This window comes from Cognatilysobacter terrigena, from assembly GCF_004361065.1.
Classification (GTDB): Bacteria; Pseudomonadota; Gammaproteobacteria; order Xanthomonadales; family Xanthomonadaceae; genus Cognatilysobacter; species Cognatilysobacter terrigena.
The window spans coordinates 95,708-116,714 of sequence record NZ_SELT01000001.1 but is presented as its reverse complement, the minus strand read 5'-3'; the positions used below and the strand labels follow the sequence as shown (position 1 = coordinate 116,714).

Here is a 21,007-nt window from a genome sequence, read left to right as displayed (position 1 = left end):
CCCCTCCATTATCGGCGGTCCGTCACACTCCTTTAACGCCTTGCCGGAAACGCATCGAGCCGGGCTCGTAGGGTTTCGAGCCGCAGATCCCCCGCCCCGCCGGGCGAAATCCGGGCGGCGAGGCTGGTGGCCGGGTCTCGGGCGGCCCAGCGGGCCGGGTCCGCGGCCTCGCGGTAGGCCTGCCGGAACGGCATGCCGTCGCGGGCGAGTTCGATGGCGAGGTCCGTGGCGTACATGGACGGGTCGAGCGCCGCCGCCAGCGCCTCGCGCTTCCACTCGAGGCTGGCCATCAGGTCCGGCAGGAGCGCCAGCGCGCGGAGGCCATGCCCCACCCCGCGAACCAGCGGGCCCTTGGTGAATTGCAGGTCGCGGTGGTAGCCCGACGGGAGCGCGACCACCTGGTCGATCTCGGCGCGGGCCGCGCTCACCACGGCATGGCTGGCGCGCAGCAGCTCGACCACGTCCGGGTTGCGCTTGTTCGGCATGATCGAGCTGCCGGTCGTATAGCGCGCGGGCAGTGCGACGAAGCCGAACTCGGCCGTCGTGAACAGGCTGAGGTCCCATGCCATGCGGCGCAGGTCCATCGTCGCGGAGCCAATCGCCTCCAACGCGGCGATCTCGAACTTGCCGCGCGAGAGCTGTGCGTAAGCCGGGTTGACCTGCAGGCGGGCAAAGCCGAGGTCGGATGTCGTGGCGTCGCGCGCGAGCGGAAGGTTGACGCCATAGCCGGCCGCCGTGCCCAGCGGATTCGCGTCGAGCCAGTCGCGCGTTTGCGTGGCACGTTGCGCGTTGTCGATGAAGGCTTCGGCGAACCCCGCCCACCAGTGCGCGGTCGACGACACGACGGCGCGCTGGAGATGGGTGTAACCGGGCATCGCGATGTCGCGCTCGGCGTCGGCGCGAGCAAGCGCGACGCTGGCGATCTCGACGCAGCGGGCCGCCAGCTCGTCCATCTTCGAACGCAGCCACAGGCGCGTCGCGACCAGCACCTGGTCGTTGCGACTACGACCCGTGTGGATGCGACGTCCCGCATCGCCAAGTCGTTCCGTGAGCACGTCCTCGATCGCGGAGTGACCGTCCTCATAGCGCGCGTCGAGGACGAACGTTCCGTCGCCGTAAGCATTCGCTAGCGCGGTGAGCTCGCGATCGATACCGTCGAACTCGTCCTGCGGGAGAATTCCAATCGCGGCGAGGCCTCGCGCATGCGCACGCGACGCTTCGATGTCGTGCAGGAAGAACTCGCGGTCGAGCAGCACGTCGTCGCCGGCGAGGAATGCCTGGATGCGCGCGTCGACTTCGACGCCACCCTTCTGCCAGAGCAGACTCATGCGGAGATTTCCTTGCAGGCGTCGAGGCCGGCCAGGCCGTCGAGGCCGAACGCGAGGTTGAGGTTCTGCACGGCCTGCGTGGCTGCGCCCTTGAGCAGGTTGTCGAGGATCGCAACGACGACGAGGCGGCGACCGTCGTCCGACAACGCGAAGCCGCCGACCGTCGCGCCGGCGCAACCAGCGATGTCGCGCACATGCGGTGGCTCGTCGATGACGTCGACCAGCGGCGCATCCGCGTAGAACGCGCGATAGCGGCTGCGCACGTCGTCGAGCGTAGCGGGCGCAGCGAGATGCAGATTGCACGTCACCGTGAGCCCACGAAAATGCGGCGCGACATGCGGCATGAACTCCACCGGATGACCAAGATGACGTGACACCTCGCGCTCGTGCACATGGCCGGTGAGCGTGTACGGCATCAGGTTGTCGCGCAGCGCGTCGGGGTCGTTGCGCGGCGATGGCGTCGTGCCCGCACCGGAATAGCCGGACACGCCGAAGCATTGCACCGGTCCGTCCAGCATGTTCCCCATCGGCGCGATCGCCAGCTGCATCGCCGTCGCGTAGCAACCGGGATTGGAGATCAGGCGACGCGGGGCGCTGTCGGCAAGTTCGGGCAGGCCGTAGTGCCATGCCGGATCGAAGCGGTAGTCCGCCGACAGGTCGATGATCACGGCGGTCGGTGCGATGCGCTGGATGGCCTCGACGTACGGCCCCGCCATCCCGTTGGGCAGCGCGAGAACGTAGGCGCCGTCAGTGAGCACGGGCAGCTCGTCAGGTAACGGCGCGCTGTAGCGCAGCCCGGGCGATGCACCGGCGACCTGCTCTGCAACCGGCTGCCCTGCACGCTCGCGCGACGCCGCATGCACGAGATCGAAGCAGGGATGGTCGACGATGAGGCGCATGAGTTCCGCGCCGACGTGGCCACGTGCGCCGATCAGGCTGACCGGAATCCGGCTCATGCCGGCTGCTCCAGCCGCGCATCCAGGCGCGCGCGCACATCGGGCCATTCGTCGCGAATGATCGAGTAACTGTGCGTATCGCGCAGGCTGCCATCCCGATGCCGCATGTGGGCGCGCAGCATGCCTTCGGGCTTTGCGCCGAGGCGCTGGATCGCGGCCTGCGAGCGCAGGTTGAGGTGGCTCGTCTCGAACACGACCGCTTCGCAGCCGAGCGCATCGAAAGCGTGGCCGAGCAGCAGACGCTTGGCTTCGGTATTCAGCGCCGTGCGCTGCACGCGTTTCGCGTACCACGTGTAGCCGATGTGCAACCGCGGCACGCTGCGATCGATCATGTAGTAGCGCGTCGTGCCGACGACGTCGCCACGCGCATCCAGCACCGCGAACGGCATCGAGTCGCCGCTGTCACGCGCGGCGAACGCGGCCTCGATGTAGTCGACCTCGGTGCCGGGCGACGGAACGCTCGTGTACGTCAGCGTCCACAGCTCGCCGTCTGCCGCTGCGCGTACCAGGCCGCCGGCATGGGAGTACTGCAGGGGCACCAGCTGCACATGGCGGCCAGTGAGCGTCGGTGCACTCCAGTTCACGTCGTTCACCGCGGGTCCTCCAGCGATGGCGGGTGCGAGCCGCAATATTCGATGCAATGCGCGATGGTGGCGAAATCCTCAACGCCGTACCAGAACACCTGCCACGGGCCGCGACGCACCGAGCCGTCGGCCTCGGCCATGTAGAACGCATTGACCGGGTTGTCGCGACGCGAACGCCAGAACAGCGTCGGCGTCTCGTCGCGCATCACCTGCCATACGGCGCGGCCCAGGCCTTCGCCCTGCGCCTCGTCGAGCACCGCGAACTTGTCGAGGTACGGCATGCCGTTCTCGAACGTCAGGATCACCGCGGCGCGATAGTTCTCGCTGACGTAGGCGCGGTGCAGCGTCTTCCTCTCGAAGTAGTCGGGCAGCAGACGACGGCCGAACGCGGATTCGATGAGGCCGCGCAGGCGGTCGAGGTCGAGGTCGCTCCATGACTCCGCACGGAGTACGCGCTCGCCGCGGCGCACCAGCGTGCCCGAGCCGCGGTGCGTGAAGAGCTCTTTGGCCAGCTCGGCTGGCCGCGTGATCGATACCGACGACGCCAACGGCAGCACTTCGAGCAGTTCGCGGATCTGCTCGATCTTGAGGCGCATGCCACCAGTCAGCCACGGCTGCGCGAGAAGATGTTCGTACTCCGTGGACAGGTTGATCGAATCGATCACGTTGCCATCGCCGTCAAGCAGACCGCCAGTACCGGTCAGGAACACGATCTTGTACGGCTGCAGCTCGCGCACGAGTTCGTTGGCGGCGTAGTCGGCGTTCACGTTGACGATCTGGCCGTCGACGGTTTCGCCGAGGCTCGCGATGACCGGGATCGAGCCGACGCGCAGCGCCGCCTTGATCGGCGCGAGTTCGACGCGCTGCACTCGGCCGACGAGTCCGAGGCGCTCGCGATCGATGAACTCGGACTCAAACACGCCGGACACGATCGACGTCGACCGCGCACCGGCTTCCTGCAGCGCTTCCGCCAGACGCAGGTTTTGCGCCTGCATGACCCGGCGCACGATGGCGAGGCCTTCCGGCGTCGTGACGCGCAGGCCATCGACCGTCTGCTTGGTGATGCCGGCTGCCGCCATTTCCTCGTCGAGTTGCGGACCCGCACCGTGCACGACGATCGGCGTCAGGCCGACGTCCTGCAGGAAGGCGAGCGAGGACGACAGCGCATCGAGGTCGTCGCGCAACACCGCACCACCGACTTTCACGACCGCGAAGCGTTCGGCGTCGAGCTGCGCGAAGCGGCGCAGGTACTGGTCGATCTCCTTCGCGCTGCCCATGCTCGAGAGCAGGCGCACGATGGTCTGGCGGGTCTGGATGTCTTCGATCGGCGTCATGCCGGCGTGTTTCCGATGATGCGGGCCGCGTGCGCGGCATAGGTGTCGAGCTGGTCGAGGGCGACCCATTCGTCGGCGGTGTGCGCCTGCGCGATGTCGCCGGGGCCGAACACGAAAGCGGTCAGGCCGGCCTGTGAGAACAGCGAGGCTTCGGTCCAGAAGTCGACGGCGTTGCCGATCGGCAGGCCGAGCTCGTCGGCGAGGTCGCGCGCGGCGAGACGCTGGCGTTCGGCTTCGTGCAGCACGCCTGCAGGCAGCGGCGGACCGCGGAAGGTTTCCTCGTAGGCGTCGAGTTCGCCCTCGCCGGCCAAGCCCTGCAACGTCGCGTGCATCGCGTCGATGTCCATCGAGGGCAGTGGGCGGAAGTTGAAGCGCAGCTCACCACTGGGCGCGATCACGTTGCCCTTGATGCCACCCGCCATGGTGCCGATGTTGAAGCGCAGCCCCGTCAGCCCGCCGAAGCGCTCGTGCGCGAGCGACTGCGCGTGGTCGAGCGCGCGAACGCCCCAGCGCATCGCGCGATGCACGGCGCTGAGCTGCATGGCGTTCGGCGAGGACGCGTGGCCTGCCTCGCCGCGGAAGACGATGCGTGCGGAGCTCAGCCCGCGATGCGCGAGCACGGCTTCGCAGTTCGTCGGTTCCGCGATCAGCGCTTCGCTGAAGCCATGGTCGCTCGCAAGGAAGGCGGCGATGCACCGCGGGTCGTTCGCTTCTTCGTCCGTCGAGAACAGGAACGCGGCATCGCCCGTCGTCACCGCGGCCGCAGCGACCAGACACGCAGCCGCACCCTTGATGTCGCATGCGCCGAGCCCGATCGCGCGGTCACCCTCGACGCGCAGGCGCAGCGGATCGCCCGACCACGCGGCCGACGATGGCACGGTATCGAGGTGCACGTTGAACAGCCGCGCCGGGCGACCGCGCACGACGAGCATCGACACCGCACCCGCGCCGTGATCGTTCACCTGGACCTCGAACCCCGGCAGCTGCGCGCGCAGGTAGTCGAAGACGCCGCCGGTGCCGATCGCGCGCGGCGGATTGCGCGTGTCGAACGCGACCAGCGCCTCCAGGTGGCGGAGCACCGCCTCACGCATCGGTCGTCGCTCCGTTCACTTCTGCCCACAACGTGCTGCTCATGCCGAACAGCTTGATGAAGCCTTCCGCTTCCTCGACGCCCCAGTCGGCCGACTGCGCATAGGTCGCGCCCTTGGCGTTGAGCAGGTGCGGCGACTTCACGGCGACGGCGTCGACGCGCGCGCCATGCGTTTCCAGCACGACGTCGCCGTTGACGGTGCGCTGCGAACTCGCGAGGAACGCTTCGAGGTCGGTCTTGAGCGGATCGTGGAAGAAGCCTTCGTAGACCAGTTCCACCCACTTGCGCGCCACCTCGGGCTTGAAGCGGTTCTGCTGCTTGGTCAGCACCGCTTCCTCGAGCGCGCGGTGCGCGGTGAGCAGCGCGGTGATGCCGGGCGCCTCGAACACGATGCGGCCCTTGAGCCCGATCGTCGTATCGCCGGTGTACATGCCGCGACCGACACCGTAGGCCGCGAACATCGTGTTGAGCTTGGCCAGCATGGCGTGCCCCGGCATCGACACGCCGTCGAGCGTCACCGCCTCACCATTGCGGAAGCCGATCGCAACGCGCAGCGGCTGCTCCGGCCAGGCCTCGCGCGGCGCGCACCAGCCCCGCGCGCCCTCGCCCGGCGCCTCCCACTTGTCGATCTCGCCGCCCGACAGCGTCACGCCGAGCAGGTTCTCGTTGATCGTGTAGCTCTGCTGCTTGGCGCGCACGCCGAAGCCGCGTTCCTCGAGGTACTTCTGCTCGTAAGCGCGCGTCTGCGTGTGTTCCTTCTGGATCTCGCGGATCGGCGCCACGATGCGGTACGTGCCCTGCGCCTTCACCGCGAGGTCGAAACGCACCTGGTCGTTGCCCATGCCCGTGCAGCCGTGGGCGATCGCGTCGGTGCCAAGTTCCTTGCAGCGCTGCAGCGCGGCGTCGACGATCAGGTAGCGGTCCGACACCAGCAACGGGTACTGGCCCTGATAGCCCTCGCCCGCCTGCACGAACGGCTTGACGAAGCCGTTCCAGATCGCGGGGCCGCCGTCGACGGTGACGTGACTCGCGACGCCGAGCTCCTTCGCGCGTGCCTCGATGAACGCTCGCTCCTCGGCGTCGACGCCGCCGGTGTCGGCGAACACGGTGTGCACGTTCCAGCCGCGCTCCTTGAGGTACGGAACGCAGAAGCTGGTGTCCAGCCCGCCGGAGAAGGCGAGGACGATGTCGCGGGAGGCCGACGGCGCAGTCGATTCGGTGGTCATGGAGAGGCTCGGAAAGGAAATGCGGAAATCAGGCGCGTTGCTTGATGAGCGAGGCCATCACGGCCTTCTGCACATGCAGGCGGTTTTCGGCTTCGTCGATCGCAATGCACGCGGGCGAATCCATGACGGCATCGGTCGCCTTCACGTTGCGGCGCAGCGGCAGGCAGTGGCTGAAGACGCCGTTGTTGGTCAGCGCCATCTTCCGTTCGTCGACGATGAAGTGCTTGTACTGGTCGCGGATGGGCTTCTCGTCCTGCCAGCGCCCGAAGAACGGGATCGCGCCCCAGCTCTTGGCGTAGACGACGTCGGCGCCCGCGTAGGCGCTGTCGATGTCGTGGCTGACGGTCAGCGAGCCGCCGCTCTCGGCGACGTTCTGCTGGGCCCAGCCCATATAACGCTGGTCGAGCAGGTAGTCCGGCGTCGGGCACAGCAACGTCACGTCCATGCCGAGGCGCGTCGCGATCGTCAGCGCGGAGTTGGCGACGGCGGTGTTGAGCGGCTTGGGGTGGTAGGTCCACGTCAGCACGTACTTCCTGCCGCGCAGGTCGGTGGTGCCGAAGTGCTCCTGCAGCGCGAGCGCGTGCGCGAGTTCCTGGCACGGGTGGGTGATCGTCTCCATGTTGATCACCGGCACCGTGGAGTACTGCGCGAACGCCTTGAGCACACGGTCGTCGCGGTCCACGGACCAATCGACGAACTTCGGGAACGCGCGCACGCCGATCAGGTCGACGTAGCGCGCCAGCACGCGCGCGACTTCGGCGATGTGCTCCTCGGTGTCGCCGTCCATGACGGTGCCGAGGTCGAACTCGATCGGCCACGCATCCTTGCCCGGCTGCAGCACCACGGCGTGGCCGCCGAGCTGGAACGCGCCCAGCTCGAAGCTGGTGCGCGTGCGCATCGACGGGTTGAAGAAGACCAGCGCGATGGACCTGCCCTTGAGCTGGTCACCGAGCTTGGAGCGCTTGAACGCAGCCGCATCGGCGAGCACCGCGTCGAGTTCGGCGCGGGACCAGTCCTGGGTGTTGAGGAAGTGCTTCATGGGGTCTCCGGGAAGGATCGCCGGGCCCCAGAAACGAAAAGACCCAGCGCGGGGGCTGGGTCGAGTCTGCGCCGAAAAGGCGTAGTGCCGCGTTACCCAGCCGTGTGGTGGGTGCGTCGGCGAGCGCGCGAGGTCATCCCCGCCGCCATGTAGGCAGAGGTCAGGATGTCGGCGTCGGCGTAGTTGGTACGCATGAGGGCGGCGATTCTGCGGCCTGGGGCGGGATGGCGCAAGCCGGCTCAGGGGACCGGCATCACGGAAACGCGGATGCGCAGCAGATGGCCGGGATCGTCGGAGAGCCGCGAGCGGTACTTCGCGCCGCGGTAGGTGTAGTCGACGTCGTACGCGATCGGGCGCTTGAACTGGCGTTCGACCGGCACCGGACGGCAGCTCGTGCTGCCCGTCGACTGGTCGCGCTTGAGGACGTTGCGCACGCTGCCCACGATCTTCGACAGGCGGGATTCGTCGTCGCAGCGCGTCTCGACGCTCGTGGCCGTCAGCGTCTGGTAGACCGGAGTGACCCGCAGGACGCGCGCGTACTCGTAGCTGACGTTCTCGCGCTGGACCACCGTTTCGGCCGACACGCCCGTGACGAGCGACCACAGCAGCAGCGCGGCCAACGGCAGCGTTCGACGTCGCAAGGGCGGGACTCCGCGGGGATCGGACCCGAGAGTGTATGCGGCGGAGCGGCCGTGGCGATGAATGCCCCCTGTCGTGGACGGGCTGCGGGCAGGTCGAGCGGCCGTCGCCGCTACAATGGCCGGCTCGACCGTATGCGTGCGCGAGCCGCCATGAGCCTGCATCTCTACAACAGCCTCACCCGCCGGCTGGAAGCCTTCGAGCCGCTCGATGCCGCGTGCCCGACGATGTATGTCTGCGGCCCGACGGTCTACAACTACGTGCACATCGGCAACGCGCGCCCGTACGTGGTGTTCGGCGTGCTGGCTTCGCTGCTGCGTCGCCGCTACGGCGCGGTGCGCTACGTCCGCAACATCACCGACGTCGACGACAAGATCAACAACGCGGCGCGCGAACAGGGCGTACCGATCTCCGCCATCACCGACCGCTTCGCCGCCGCCTTCCGCGACGACATGGCCGCGCTCGGCGCCGTCGCGCCCGATGCGGAGCCCGCAGTCACGGCGCACATCCCGCAGATCATCACGATGATCGAGCGCCTGATCGAATCGGGCCATGCGTACGCGGCCGAGAACCACGTCCTGTTCTCGGTCAACTCGTTCGATGGCTACGGCAAGCTCTCGCGTCGCGATGTCGACGAGATGATCGCCGGCGCGCGCATCGACGTCGCGCCGTACAAGCGCGATTCCGGCGATTTCGTGCTGTGGAAGCCGTCGACCGACGACCTGCCCGGCTGGGATTCGCCCTGGGGCCGCGGCCGTCCGGGCTGGCATATCGAATGCTCCGCGATGGCGGAAGCGCATCTCGGCGAGACCATCGACATCCATGCCGGTGGCGTCGACCTGCAGTTCCCGCACCACGAGAACGAGATCGCGCAGAGCGAATGCGCGCACGGCGGCAAGGTGTTCGCGCGCTACTGGCTGCACAACGGCATGCTGAACTTCGGCGGCGCGAAGATGAGCAAGTCGCTGGGCAACATCGAGAAGATCCACGACCTCGTCGCGCAGCATCCGCCGGAAGCGCTGCGCTATGCGCTGCTGTCGGCGCATTACCGGCAGCCGCTGGAGTGGTCGGATGCGGTGATCGAGCAATGCGTGCGCACGCTCGATCGGCTGTACGGGACGCTGCGCGATCTTGCGCACATCGCGGTCGAGCCGCGGATTCCTTTCCGGCTTGAAGAGGCGCTGGACGACGATCTGAACACGCCGCAAGCGCTGATGATCGTCAACGCGCTCGCCAGCAATGCGCGCGGGGTCTTGTCGCGAGCAGCGGCAGACGACCAAAAAACGATCGACGAGTTGGCGAACTTGAAGGCTGACCTGCTTGGCGCGGGGCTGGCACTGGGCCTGCTCCAACAGTCGCCCGCTGAATGGTTCGCGCGCGGGGCCGATTCGAGCGACGACGCTCGCATCGCCGCGCTCGTGGAAGAACGCACCGCCGCCAAGAAGTCGCGCGATTTCGCACGCGCCGACGCGATCCGCGACCAGCTCGCGGCCGAAGGCGTTCTCCTCGAGGACACGGCGGCGGGCGTACGGTGGCGTCGCGCGTGATGCATCGGCATCCACGTCCGCACCTGCTTGCTGTCGACTGATCCAATGACCACGACGTTTCCCATCGAACCCACCGCCGCCGAGGCCCAGCAGGCCATCCGCGACGAATTCGCCTTCTTCGGCGATTGGGCCGAGCGCTACCAGTACCTCATCGACCTCGGCCGCAAGCTGCCGCCGATGGACGAGGCGCTGCGCACCGAAGACAACCGCCTGCTCGGTTGCCAGTCGAAGGTGTGGATCGTCAGTTCGGGTGACGCGTCGAAGCTCGACTTCATCGCGACCAGCGATTCGGCGATCGTCTCCGGCCTGATCTTTCTCGCCCTTCGCGTCTACGCAGGGCGCAGCGCCGCGGAGATCCTCGCCACCGAACCGACGTTCGTTGCCGACATCGGCCTCTCGAAGCATCTCTCGCCGACGCGCAGCAACGGTCTCTCCGCCCTGCTCGCCCGCATCCGCGAGACCGCCCAGGCGGCGCAGGACGCCGCATGACGGAGACCGCCGCACCGGCCCCCCTGCGCGTTCCTGCGTTCGTGGCGCTGATGGGCTATCGAATCCTGACGATCCTGTCGTACCAGATCGTCTCGGTCGCAGTGGGCTGGCAGATCTACCAGCTGACGCGCGATCCGCTGAAGCTCGGCCTGATCGGCCTGGCGGAAGTGATTCCGTATTTCTGCGTCGCGCCGTTCGCGGGCTACCTCGTCGACCACCTGCCGCGCCGCAAGCTCGGCATGGCGGCATGCTTCGGTCTCGCTGCGACGCCGCTGGTTCTGATGCTCGTGTCGACACACGCGGTGCCCGGCGCGCGTCTCGCGCTGATGTACATCGCCGTTGGTCTGACCGGCACCGTGCGCTCGTTTCTCGGCCCCGTCTACAACGCGCTGTTTGGGCGCGTGCTCGTGCGCGAGCAGTACACGCGCGGCGCGAGTATCGGCAGCATCGTGTTCCAGTCCGGGCTGGTCGTCGGGCCCGCCGTCGGTGGTGCGCTGGTCGGCGCAGGCAGCGTGGTGGTCGCGTATTCCGTGGCGATGGCGCTGGCAGTCGGCGCCGCGCTGTCGGTGATTTCGTTGCGCGTCACCGAGCCTGCGCCGCAGATGCAGCGCGGCCCGATCTTCCGGAGCATCGGCGAAGGCATCCGCTTCGTCTTCAGCCACCAGATCCTGCTCGGCGCACTCGCGCTCGACATGTTCGCGGTGCTGCTGGGCGGCGCGATCTCGCTCGCACCCGCATTCATTCACGACGTCCTGCATCGCGGCCCCGAAGCACTCGGCATCCTGCGCGGGGCGCCGGCGCTCGGCGCGGTATTGGTCGGCGTCTACCTTGCGCGGCGCCCGCTCGAGCGCCATGCCGGCCGCATCCTGCTGTGCGCCGTCGCCGGCTTCGGCCTGTGCATGATCGGCTTCGGCCTGTCGAAGTCGTTCTGGCTGTCGGCGGCGATCCTCATGCTGTCGGGCATGTGCGACGGCGTATCCGTCGTGTTGCGCTCGACCATCCTGCAGCTCGCCACGCCGGATGAAATGCGCGGCCGCGTGTCGTCGATCAATGGCATCTTCATCGGGTCGTCGAACGAACTCGGCGCGTTCTGGTCGGGTGCGATGGCCCGCCTCATGGGGCTGGTGCCGTCGGTGGTCTTCGGCGGCTTCATGACGATCGCGGTCGTCGCCACCACAGGCTGGCGCGCGCCCAAGCTGCGCCGGCTGGACCTTCGCGAGCTACGCTAGCCCCGCGGCCGCCACCCGGCGGCACACGACGGGGAGACGCGCATGGCCGTTCGACCGAAGTGGCTTCGTCCCGTGGCGATCGCCGCCACGCTGTGGAACCTGCTGGGTTGTCTCGCATTCGCGGCCGATGCCCGACTCACCGCGAGCGACATCGCGCGCATGCCGATCGAGCAGCAACATCTCTACGCCGCGCGGCCGGGTTGGTCAGTCATCGGGACTGCGGTGGCAGTCGGCGCCGGATTGCTCGGCTCCGTCGCACTCGGCGTTCCGCATCGCATCGCGTGGCGCTTGCTGCTGGCGTCGCTCATCGGCGTCGTCGTGCAGGATGTCGGCCTGGTAATCGCATCCGGCGGCCTGCCCGAGGCGACCGCCGTTGCGCTGCAGGGGCTCGTGCTCGTCATCGCGATCGCACTGGCCCTCATCGCACGCCGGTACGCGGCGCACGTCGCCGACGACTGAGCCGGCGCCAGAAACGCGAAGCCCCGCACGCAGCGGGGCTTCGTTGCCGAGGTCGACGATGGATCAGTCGCCCATTTGCTTCTGCAGGTGCTCCCAGCGCTCCTGCGCGTCGATCGTGCGCTCGGCGGTGAGGCGAGCCTCGAGACGATCCAGGCCGATTTCCTCGCCCGTGTCGGCGCAGTAGCCGTAGTCGCCCGAATCGATGCGCTTGAGCGTGCTGTCGATCTTGCTGATCAGCTTGCGGTAGCGATCGCGCGTGCGCAGCTCAAGCGAGTTCTCGGTCTCGCGCGTGGCGCGCTCGGCCTCGTCGCCGACGTCGCGCACTTCCTCGCGGAGGTTCTCGATCGTCTGTTTCGACTCCTCCACCAGGTCACCCCGCCACGACAGCAGGCGCTGGCGGAAGTACTCCAGCTGCAGCGGATTCATGTACTCCTCGTCCGCCTTCGGCTTGTAGCCATCGGGGACGATCGGGCGACCTGTCGCCTCGTCGGTGCGGTATTCGGGCATGCGACGCTTGCCCGTGTTGGACGCGGCGCTGCCGCGATTGGTGGCCACGGCGACGGCCACCTTGCCAGGGGATGGGCGCTCGACCACGGCGGCGGTGCCACCGACGGCTGCGGCGGGGGCCGCGGCGCTCTTCTTGTTCGTGCTCTTGCTCATCGACTCCACCTGCGGGGACGGGCGCGCCGCGGTGCCCGCGGTCGACGTCGTCCCGTTCTTCAACGCGCCCGCCGCAGCGCCGGTGGAACCGGACTGCGTCGGACGTTCATTCGTACTGGCACGCGCCGCCGGCGCTGCTGCGGCGGGCTTCGCGGCCGGCGTGGGCTGCTTGACTGCGGGCTGCTTCGCTGCAGGCTGCTTGGCCGCGGCCTGCTTGGTTACGGGCGCGGCCTTGCTCACCGGCGCTGACTTCTTGGTCGCCGCCTCGACGACGCGCGACGGCGTCTTGGCAACGGTCTTCTTGACCGGCGCCTTGGCGACGGGAGCCGCCTTCTTCGCCGGTGTGGCCTTCTTGACCGGCGCCGCCTTCTTCGCGGGCGCAGGCTTCGCCTTCGGCGCGGGCTTCGCCGGCGCCTTTTTCGCTACGGCCTTTTTCGCCGCCGGCTTGGCCGCGGGTTTCGCAACCTTCTTCGCCGCGGGCTTTGCTGCGGACTTCTTGGCCGGCGAGGCGGCCTTCTTCGCGGTTTTCTTTGTCGCCACGAGCGCCTGTCCTTCTTCCCTTGAGGCGGGAAAGCGCGCTGTTATACCCTGCCCGCAACTGCTGCGGCAACCGCACGGAATACGCGTTCCGACAGGGCCTTCAAGCGTGCTTCGACGCTATTGCATGGAGTTCCGCGATCGCTCCGGAGCAGCGAACCATCGCGACGATGTGGCCGCCATCATGGTGAGCCGGAGCATCAAGATTCCGTGATCGACCGCGCCCTTATCGCATTGCTCCGCGGCTACAAGCGATGGATCAGCCCGCTTCTCGGCCCGCGCTGCCGTTTCCATCCCACGTGTTCGGTCTACGCGATGCAGGCGATCGCGCGGTTCGGCGCGTTGCGCGGCTCGTGGCTGGCGGCGCGGCGCGTATTGCGTTGCCATCCGTTTCATCCGGGCGGGCACGATCCCGTGCCGCCACGGTGACTCAGCCGCGATTGGGTGATCGCGCGCGACGATGCCTCCGACACCTGCGGAGGTATTCGATGGCGCGTCACGCATTGCTCGGCCCGGCCCTCGTGCTCCTCGCAGCCTGTTCGATCGCGCCGCGCGCGGCCACGCCGAAGCCCGCACGCACGGCACCGACGCCGCTGACAATTGCCGCCACGGCATCGCAAGGCGCACTCGTGATCGGCCAGACGGTGCGGGGTGCCCACGCACGTTTCGGCGGCCGCGACGTGCGCGTCGGCAGCGACGGACATTTCGTCTTCGGCATCGCGCGCGACGCGAGCGGCATGGCGCCGGTGACGGTCGATGCGCCGGGCATGGCGCCGACGAAAGTCGTACTCACCGTCGCGCCACGCGATTGGCCGATCGAACGCATCGACGGCGTGCCGCCCGCGACCGTCAATCCGCCGCCGGAGATCGCCGCACGCATCCAGGCCGAACAGGCGCGCGTGGCGGCGGTACGTACGCGCGACGACGAGCGCCTCGATTTCCTGCAGCAGTTCCAGTGGCCCGTGCAGGGAAGGATCAGCGGTCGCTTCGGAAACCAGCGCGTCTACAACGGCAGCGCGGGCACGCCGCACTCCGGCATGGACATCGCGGCCGCGAAGGGCACGCCGGTGCACGCCCCCGCCGCAGGCACGATCACCTTCGCCGACCCCAACCTGTATCTCACCGGCGGCACACTGGTGCTCGACCACGGCCACGGCGTCAGCTCGAATTTCCTGCATCTTTCACGCATCGACGTGCGCGTCGGCGATCGCGTCGAGCAGGGCCAAGTCATCGGCGCGGTGGGTGCGACCGGTCGTGCAACCGGCCCGCACCTGCACTGGGGAATGAACTGGTTCGACGTGCGGATCGATCCGCTGCTGGTGCTCGAGCCGCAGCGATCCGGCGCCACTATCGCGCGTTGAAGCGACGGTGCACCCACCGTCGATCGCGGCGCGGTTCGACATAAGGGTTGATCGCTGCTGGGGTTCGAATTGCGGGTGAGATCGTCGACGACGGCGGGTTGCGACGCTCTCGACATCCAAGATCAAGCGAAGCGAGGCCGTTCCAAAGCCCGCCGCTCAGCACCGCTGACGTCTCAGCGTGCCCCGCCCTCGCCGCTCACCGACGCCACCGCATCGTGCGCGTGCAGGCTTTCGATGTGTTCGACGCGCGCATCGAAACGAACCACGTGCGGATCATGCGCGAGTGCATGCGCGACGCGGCGGGCCGCGTCCTCGCAGAACATCAGGTTCTTCGCGTTGAGCGCCGCGAACGCTTGCTCGTCCTCGCGCTTCACTGCGGTCTGCACCGGCGTGCCGAGTGCGCTCTCGATGCGATCGATCAGCTCGACGATCGGCAGCGACGACAGGCCCGGAGCCAGTCGCACCCGTACGTCCGCACGACTGCGCTGCGCATGCGGGGTCGCGACCATGCCGGCTTCGGAGCGCAGCCAGTCGCGCACCGCAGCCGCATCGACCGACCCGTCCGCGCCGAATTCGCGCGCGAAGGCCTCGGCACTCATCTGCCGCGACAGCGCGGCGGATGCGGGGCACGTCGACGAGTAATCGACCGCGACGGCGAGATCGATCGATACCTCGCCATCGACGATGTCCGCGATCACTTCGACCGGATATGCCTTCCAGCCCGCATTTGCGCTGGCGAGTGCCGACCGCAGAAGCAGATGGTCGAAGCGGATCACCAGGTGCGCCGAACGCGACAGCTCGCCCTGGGTCTCGACCAGCGCATGCAGCACGCGCGCGAGGCCGTCCGGCGTCATCTCTTCGGCGGCGAACGCATGCTGCAGCCGCAGATACAGGCGCGACATGTGGATGCCGCGCGCGTCCGGATCACGCAGATCGACGAAGACATCGACCTTCGCCGGCACCTGCATGGCCTCGCCGGTCGCCGAGCGCGTGCGCACCGGCAGCGCGATGCCGGCCATGCCGACGCGATCGAGCGCGCGCGCGGTCGCGGCACGGTCGAGTGCGACATCGGGCATGACGCGGGGCTGGGTCATCAACGGACGAGCTTCGGATGTGAGGCTGCGCATTCTACCGACGCGGGGTTTCACGCCTCGGACCGCTGGCGGAACGATCCGTGGCGCGTCAGCCGCGTGCGCCGCGCCAACCCGCCCACAAGGCGGACCACGGCGACAGCGGCGCTCCGGGTCGGCCGCTTGCGAGGCGTGCGCGTGCGAGCGAGAGCGCGATGCCTCGAGATGGCGTCAGTGCGCGGGCGACAGGCCACTGCGCCAGGAGCGCGCGCGTCCAGTGCGCATCGGCGGCATCCTGCGAGGCGAATTCGGTCGGAACCGCGTCGCCCGGATGTCGCGCGAGACGTGCGTGCAGCCACGTCGCCACGATGGCTTCGGCGTTCGATGCGCCGACCAGCACGGCCTCGGCGGACGCCAGCGCCGACGCCAACGGGAGCAGCTGTTCGCGCGCTCCCGATGCATCGCGCGGGCGAAATCGCGCGGCTGCCAGCGCCGGCAGCGCAGTCGCAATCGTCTGCCACTCCACCGGCTGCTTCTGCAGCACAGCGCCGAGCGGATGGCGGCGAATGCCCTTCGACCATCCGATCAGCTCGTCCATCCACCAGCGCAGCTTGGCCTCGCCCGGGCGCGCGTCATCGCCGCGCCATGCGGCTTCCTGCCATTCGAACTGCAGCGCCTGCCACGCATCGACGATGTCGCGCTGCGATGCCGGCAGGAAGCACTCCACCAGCGACCACTCCGGCCACGCGCCGCGCCACTTCGCGACGAACGCCGCCGCGTCGTCCGCGGGATGCGGGTCGTGCTCGCTCACTGCGGCATCCAGCGCGACACGTCCAGCATGTCGCGCGGCGATTCGAGCATGACGTCGCCCTGCCACGACACCGGATCGTCGTCGTCCAGCCGATAGCCCCACAGCGCGACGACCGAGCGCATCGGCGCCGCGCGTGCGGCGACGATGTCACGCTCGTCGTCACCCACGTAGACGCAGTCGGCGACATCGATACCCATGCGTTCGGCGGCGACGCGCAGCGGCAACGGATCCGGTTTCCGCGCGGGCAGCGAATCGCCGCCGATGAGCACGGCGCAGCGCGCGTCCCAGCCGAGCAGCGGCATCAGCGCGACGGCCAGCGACTCGGGCTTGTTGGTGACGATCCCCCAGCGTGAGCCAGAAGCTTCGATCGCGGCGAGGAACTCCTCGATGCCGTCGAACGGCTTGCCGTGGAGGCCGAGTTCGCGCCGGTAGTGGTCGAGGAACTCGGGGATCCACGTTTCGCGCGTCGAGGCGTCGACGTGCGGGAACGCCGCGCCGACCATCGCGCGCGCGCCCTTCGACACATGCGGCCGCAGCGCCTCCAGCGCCATCGGCGGTTCGTTGCGCGCGGCGCGCATCGCGTTCACCGCCGCGAGCATGTCGGGTGCGCTGTCGAGCAGCGTGCCGTCGAGGTCGAACAGCACGGCCTTCGGGAAACGCGGATCGCTCATGCCGGCTTGCGCGCGCTGACGATGTAGTTGATGTCGGTGCGGCTCGACAGCCGCCCCGAATGCAGCATCGGCAGATACATCAGGCCGCTGACGTCCTCGAGTTCGAGACCGGCGGCGCGCAACCATGCCGCCAGCTCGGACGGACGCACGAAATCGCGGTACTGGTGCGTGCCCTTGGGCAGCAGGCGCGCGACGTACTCGGCGCCGACGATCGCGAACGCGAATGCAGCGGGCGTGCGGTTGATCGTCGACACGAACAGGCGACCGCCCGGTTTCAACGCCTCGGCGCAGGCGCGAATCACGGCGGCGGGATCAGGCACGTGCTCGATCATCTCCCTGCACGTCACCGCGTCGAACGTCGCAGGTGCGGACGCTGCAACCTCTTCGACGGGTTGCACGCGATAGTCGACCTTCGCGCCGCTTTCGAGCGCGTGCAGGCGCGCGACCTTCACGAGTTCCGGCGCCAGGTCGATCGCGGTCACGTTCGCACCGTCGAGCGCCATCGCCTCGCTGAGCAGGCCCGCGCCGCAGCCGACGTCGAGCACGTTCGCATTCGCGAGCGGCACGCGATCGGCGACGTACTTGAGCCGTACGGGGTTGAGCGCGTGCAGCGGCTTCTGCGGGCCCTGCGGGTCCCACCAGCGCGCCGCGAGCGCGCCGAAGCGGTCGAGTTCGGATTGGCGGACGTTGCCGGCGGTGGACGTGGTCATCAGGCGGTCCGGATCTGGCGGATGCGGTCGCGCCACTGGCGGGCGTTCGCGCGGAGGGCGTCGCGGTCCATGTCGACGAGCTGGCGGTCGCTGAGCTTGCGGCGGCCGGCGATCCACACGTCGGTCACCTGATGGCGGCCGGTCGCGTAGACGAGTTGCGAGATGACGTGGAACAGCGGCTGGCTTTCGAGGTCGTCGAGATCGATGCAGACGAGGTCGGCCTGCTTGCCGACGCGGATCGAACCGATCTGCGAGCCGAGGCCGAGCGTGATCGCGCCGCCGAGCGTGGCCGCGCGCAGCGCGCTGGCAGCGTCGAGCGCGGACGCATCGTCCGCCACTGCTTTCGCGAGCAGCGCGGCGGTGCGCGTCTCGCCGATCATGTCGAGATCGTTGTTGCTCGCGCAGCCGTCGGTGCCGAGGCCGAACGTCACGCCTGCATGCTGCAGCTTGCACACCGGGCAGAAGCCCGACGCGAGCTTGAGGTTCGACTCCGGGCAATGCGCGACGCAGACGCCGCGTTCGGCGCAGAGCGCGATCTCGGCGTCAGTGAGCTGCGTCATGTGCACGGCGATGAGGCGATCCGTGACGATGCCGAGCGCATCGAGCCGCGCGAGCGGGCGGACACCGAACTGCGCGATCGAGTCGCGCACTTCCTGCGCGGTCTCATGCGTGTGCAGGTGGATGCGGACGTCGAACTCGTTCGCGAAGTCGCGCACGCGATGGAAGTTCGCATCGTTGACCGTATACGGCGCATGCGGCGCGATCGTCGTGCCGACCAGCGCGTGGCCGCGCCACGCGGCGTGCACGTCGGCGGCCTTGGCGAAGTATTCGTCCGACGTCTTCGCCCAAGCGGTCGGGAAGTCGATCACCGGCAGGCCGATCAGCGCGCGGAAGCCGTAACGCTTGTACGTCTCGGCCTGCACGTCGGGGAAGAAGTAGTTCTCGTTGGCGCAGGTGGTGCCGCCGCGGAGCATTTCCGCAATCGCGAGCGACACGCCGTCGCGCACGAAGTCCGGCCCGATCACCGCGCCCTCGACCGGCCAGATGTGGCCTTGCAGCCACTCCATCAGCGGCAGGTCGTCCGCGATGCCGCGGAGCAGCGTCATCGGGTTGTGGGTGTGCGAATTGACGAGACCCGGGATGAGCGCGGCGTTCGGTCGCGACACCACCTCGCGCGGCTCGAAGCGCTCGCGCAGTTCGCGCCGCGGGCCCACGGCAACGATGCGGTCGCCGACGATCGCGACGGCGTGGTCGTCCCAGACTTCCGCATGCGGCTCGACCGGCACGACCCAGCCGGCCTCGATCAGTACGTCGCAGTGTTGCTTGCCCGCCTCGCCCATTCCCGACCTCGCATGCATTGCCGAAAGGCTAGGCGTTTGCGCGTTACCGCTGCGAAAGCGCCCCGCCGATACGACAAAGCCCGCGGAAGGCCGCGGGCTTCGTCATGTCGACGACCGGTCTCCCGGCCGTCTGATGACTCACTTCACGCGGCTGACGTATTCGCCCGAGCGCGTGTCGACCTTGATCATCTCGTCCTGGTTCACGAACAGCGGAACGCGCACGACCGCGCCGGTTTCAAGCGTCGCCGGCTTGCCGCCGCCGCCCGAGGTGTCGCCGCGGACGCCCGGATCGGTCTCGGTGATCTTGAGCTCCACGAAGTTCGGCGGCTGCACCATGATCGGCGTGCCGTTCCACAGCGTGACCACGCACTCTTCCTCGCCCTTCAGCCACTTCTCGGCGCCGCCCATGCCGTTCTTGTCCGACTGGACCTGCTCGAACGACTCCGGGTTCATGAAGTGCCAGTACTCGCCGTCGGAGTAGAGGTACTGCATGTCGGTGTCGACGACGTCGGCCTGCTCCACCGAGTCGGTCGCCTTCATCGTCATTTCGACGACGCGGCCCGACTTGATGCTGCGGTACTTCACGCGGGTGAAGGCCTGGCCCTTGCCCGGCTTGACGTACTCGGTCTCCGTGATGACGCACGGGTCGTTGTTGACCAGGATCTTCTGCCCGGTCTTGACGTCGTTCATGCCGAGGGTGGCCATGCCTGAAACTCCTGCGAGGTGACGGGCCGACGCATCGAAGGCGCCGGCTAGAATGGTTGGCCCGGACCACACTGGCCCGGATGTCCGGATCGAAACAGCCCGCAATGATACCCGCTGCCCTCACCCCGCCGCACGCGCCGGGCGCCGTGCGCTGGCAACAGCTCTGGCGCGAGGCCGTGCGCGATCCGCGCGAGCTTCTGGCGCTGGTCGGGCTGGAGGACGTCGCGACGGGCATGTCGGAGGCCGCGGCCCAGCAGTTCGCGCTGCGCGTCCCGCGCGGGTTCGTTGCCCGGATGCGCCGCGGCCACCCGACCGACCCGCTGCTCCGCCAGGTGCTTCCGCTCGACGAGGAACTGCGTCCGACGCCGGGATTCGCGATCGACGCGGTCGGCGACTCGCTCGCCCGCGCCGGTCAGGGCGTGATCCGCAAATACCGGGGCCGCGCTCTCCTCGTCGCGACAGGCAGTTGCGCGGTCAATTGCCGGTACTGCTTCCGCCGCCATTTCCCGTACGGGGACGAGACCGCCGCCGCCGCGGGCTGGCGCGATGCGGTCGCGCTGATCGCGGCGGACCCCGCGATCGACGAGGTCATCCTCTCCGGCGGGGACCCGTGGTCGCTGTCGACGCCGAAGCTCGCGGAGCTGACGGCCGCACTCGCCGACATCCCGCACCTGCGCCGCCTGCGCGTGCACACCCGCCTGCCCGTCGTGCTGCCCGAGCGCGTCGACGACGAGCTGCTCGCATGGCTGGGCGGCCTGCGCTGGCCGGTGACCGTCGTGCTCCACGCGAACCACGCCAACGAGTTCGACGCGACCGTCGATGCCGCCCTCGCCCGCCTGCGCGGCGCTGGGGCCACGCTGCTCAACCAGGCCGTGCTGCTTCGCGGCGTCAACGATTCGGTCGACGCGCTGGCCGACCTGGCCGAACGCGGCTTCCAGGCCGGCGTGCTGCCCTATTACCTGCACCAGCTCGACCGCGTGCAGGGCGCCGCGCATTTCGAGGTCGACGACGCGCGCGCCCGTGAGCTGCACCGCCAGCTCGCAGCCCGGCTGTCGGGCTATCTGGTCCCGCGACTGGTCCGCGAGGTCGCCGGCGATCCGGGCAAGCGTCCGCTCTGAAGTTTCGGCCGGGCCGGCCGATGGATATCCGTACGCCGAAGTAGGTGACCCGGTCACAGTCCGGGTCCCGGCCATACCATTCGTCGTCCGGGAACGACCGCTCG

General features: G+C 68.7%; 22 protein-coding genes. 7 read left to right on the top strand and 15 right to left on the bottom strand.

Annotation, left to right across the window (positions count from 1 at the left end; translation table 11 throughout):
- Positions 1 to 32 precede the first annotated feature (32 nt).
- The 8 genes from argH to EVS83_RS00550 form a co-directional block, all read right to left on the bottom strand.
- A complete protein-coding gene (gene argH, locus EVS83_RS00585; protein WP_133498493.1) occupies positions 33 to 1,328 on the bottom strand; it encodes an argininosuccinate lyase in 1,296 nt (431 codons plus the stop codon).
- Complete coding sequence (gene argC, locus EVS83_RS00580; RefSeq protein ID WP_133498491.1) at positions 1,325 to 2,284, bottom strand: N-acetyl-gamma-glutamyl-phosphate reductase; 960 nt, start codon at positions 2,282 to 2,284, stop codon at positions 1,325 to 1,327. Before argC ends, argH begins: the two co-directional genes overlap by 4 nt.
- Entirely contained in the window at positions 2,281 to 2,877 is a 597-nt protein-coding gene (locus tag EVS83_RS00575; RefSeq protein WP_166636733.1) for a GNAT family N-acetyltransferase, read from the bottom strand. Before EVS83_RS00575 ends, argC begins: the two co-directional genes overlap by 4 nt.
- Entirely contained in the window at positions 2,874 to 4,202 is a 1,329-nt protein-coding gene (locus tag EVS83_RS00570) for an acetylglutamate kinase (protein ID WP_133498489.1), read from the bottom strand. The genes EVS83_RS00575 and EVS83_RS00570 overlap by 4 nt, the downstream gene beginning before the upstream one ends.
- Entirely contained in the window at positions 4,199 to 5,293 is a 1,095-nt protein-coding gene (locus EVS83_RS00565) for an acetylornithine deacetylase (RefSeq protein ID WP_133498487.1), read from the bottom strand. Before EVS83_RS00565 ends, EVS83_RS00570 begins: the two co-directional genes overlap by 4 nt.
- Positions 5,286 to 6,518, bottom strand: a complete 1,233-nt coding sequence (locus EVS83_RS00560; protein ID WP_133498485.1) for an argininosuccinate synthase — start codon at positions 6,516 to 6,518, stop codon at positions 5,286 to 5,288. Before EVS83_RS00560 ends, EVS83_RS00565 begins: the two co-directional genes overlap by 8 nt.
- A gap of 28 nt (positions 6,519 to 6,546) precedes the next feature.
- Positions 6,547 to 7,557, bottom strand: coding sequence for an N-acetylornithine carbamoyltransferase (locus tag EVS83_RS00555; RefSeq protein ID WP_133498483.1), 1,011 nt, complete (start codon positions 7,555 to 7,557; stop codon positions 6,547 to 6,549).
- 239 nt (positions 7,558 to 7,796) lie between these two features.
- On the bottom strand, positions 7,797 to 8,198 hold the full coding sequence (locus EVS83_RS00550) for a hypothetical protein (protein WP_246022725.1): 402 nt from the start codon (positions 8,196 to 8,198) through the stop codon (positions 7,797 to 7,799).
- 150 nt (positions 8,199 to 8,348) lie between these two features.
- Here EVS83_RS00550 and cysS point away from each other — a divergent pair, with 150 nt between their 5' ends.
- From cysS to EVS83_RS00530, 4 genes are read left to right on the top strand one after another with little or no spacing between them, the layout of a single operon-like run.
- Positions 8,349 to 9,743 (top strand): cysteine--tRNA ligase, encoded by a 1,395-nt coding sequence (cysS, locus tag EVS83_RS00545; RefSeq protein ID WP_133498481.1) that lies wholly within the window; start codon positions 8,349 to 8,351, stop codon positions 9,741 to 9,743.
- Between the two features lie 45 nt (positions 9,744 to 9,788).
- Complete coding sequence (locus EVS83_RS00540) at positions 9,789 to 10,232, top strand: SufE family protein (protein WP_133498479.1); 444 nt, start codon at positions 9,789 to 9,791, stop codon at positions 10,230 to 10,232.
- A complete protein-coding gene (locus EVS83_RS00535; protein ID WP_133498477.1) occupies positions 10,229 to 11,461 on the top strand; it encodes an MFS transporter in 1,233 nt (410 codons plus the stop codon). The genes EVS83_RS00540 and EVS83_RS00535 overlap by 4 nt, the downstream gene beginning before the upstream one ends.
- A gap of 42 nt (positions 11,462 to 11,503) precedes the next feature.
- Complete coding sequence (locus tag EVS83_RS00530) at positions 11,504 to 11,920, top strand: hypothetical protein (RefSeq protein ID WP_133498475.1); 417 nt, start codon at positions 11,504 to 11,506, stop codon at positions 11,918 to 11,920.
- A 63-nt stretch (positions 11,921 to 11,983) separates the two neighbouring features.
- Here EVS83_RS00530 and dksA read toward each other — a convergent pair whose 3' ends face one another.
- Entirely contained in the window at positions 11,984 to 13,120 is a 1,137-nt protein-coding gene (gene dksA, locus EVS83_RS00525) for an RNA polymerase-binding protein DksA (protein ID WP_133498473.1), read from the bottom strand.
- Positions 13,121 to 13,327: 207 nt separating this feature from the next.
- On the opposite strand from dksA, the gene yidD reads away from it, so the two are divergent.
- Both yidD and EVS83_RS00515 read left to right on the top strand, forming a co-directional pair.
- Complete coding sequence (yidD, locus tag EVS83_RS00520) at positions 13,328 to 13,546, top strand: membrane protein insertion efficiency factor YidD (RefSeq protein ID WP_133498470.1); 219 nt, start codon at positions 13,328 to 13,330, stop codon at positions 13,544 to 13,546.
- 59 nt (positions 13,547 to 13,605) lie between these two features.
- Complete coding sequence (locus tag EVS83_RS00515) at positions 13,606 to 14,478, top strand: M23 family metallopeptidase (protein WP_133498468.1); 873 nt, start codon at positions 13,606 to 13,608, stop codon at positions 14,476 to 14,478.
- 173 nt (positions 14,479 to 14,651) lie between these two features.
- On the opposite strand, the gene folE2 is transcribed toward EVS83_RS00515, so the two are convergent.
- From folE2 to efp, 6 genes are all read right to left on the bottom strand, one after another.
- Positions 14,652 to 15,572: a GTP cyclohydrolase FolE2 gene (gene folE2, locus EVS83_RS00510; RefSeq protein WP_208108643.1), complete on the bottom strand. Its 921-nt coding sequence runs from the start codon at positions 15,570 to 15,572 to the stop codon at positions 14,652 to 14,654.
- A gap of 88 nt (positions 15,573 to 15,660) precedes the next feature.
- Positions 15,661 to 16,359, bottom strand: a complete 699-nt coding sequence (locus EVS83_RS00505) for a phytoene/squalene synthase family protein (protein WP_133498466.1) — start codon at positions 16,357 to 16,359, stop codon at positions 15,661 to 15,663.
- The gene (gph, locus tag EVS83_RS00500; RefSeq protein ID WP_133498464.1) at positions 16,356 to 17,030 is read right to left on the bottom strand and encodes a phosphoglycolate phosphatase; all 675 of its coding nucleotides are present in this window, start codon (positions 17,028 to 17,030) and stop codon (positions 16,356 to 16,358) included. Before gph ends, EVS83_RS00505 begins: the two co-directional genes overlap by 4 nt.
- A complete protein-coding gene (ubiG, locus tag EVS83_RS00495; RefSeq protein ID WP_133498462.1) occupies positions 17,027 to 17,740 on the bottom strand; it encodes a bifunctional 2-polyprenyl-6-hydroxyphenol methylase/3-demethylubiquinol 3-O-methyltransferase UbiG in 714 nt (237 codons plus the stop codon). Before ubiG ends, gph begins: the two co-directional genes overlap by 4 nt.
- Positions 17,740 to 19,080 (bottom strand): TRZ/ATZ family hydrolase, encoded by a 1,341-nt coding sequence (locus EVS83_RS00490; protein ID WP_133498460.1) that lies wholly within the window; start codon positions 19,078 to 19,080, stop codon positions 17,740 to 17,742. Before EVS83_RS00490 ends, ubiG begins: the two co-directional genes overlap by 1 nt.
- Before the next feature lie 138 nt (positions 19,081 to 19,218).
- Positions 19,219 to 19,785 carry an elongation factor P gene (gene efp / locus EVS83_RS00485; protein WP_133498458.1) on the bottom strand — a complete coding sequence of 189 codons (567 nt, stop codon included), beginning with the start codon at positions 19,783 to 19,785 and terminating at the stop codon, positions 19,219 to 19,221.
- A 104-nt stretch (positions 19,786 to 19,889) separates the two neighbouring features.
- On the opposite strand from efp, the gene epmB reads away from it, so the two are divergent.
- Entirely contained in the window at positions 19,890 to 20,903 is a 1,014-nt protein-coding gene (gene epmB, locus EVS83_RS00480) for an EF-P beta-lysylation protein EpmB (protein ID WP_133498456.1), read from the top strand.
- Positions 20,904 to 21,007: the final 104 nt, after the last annotated feature.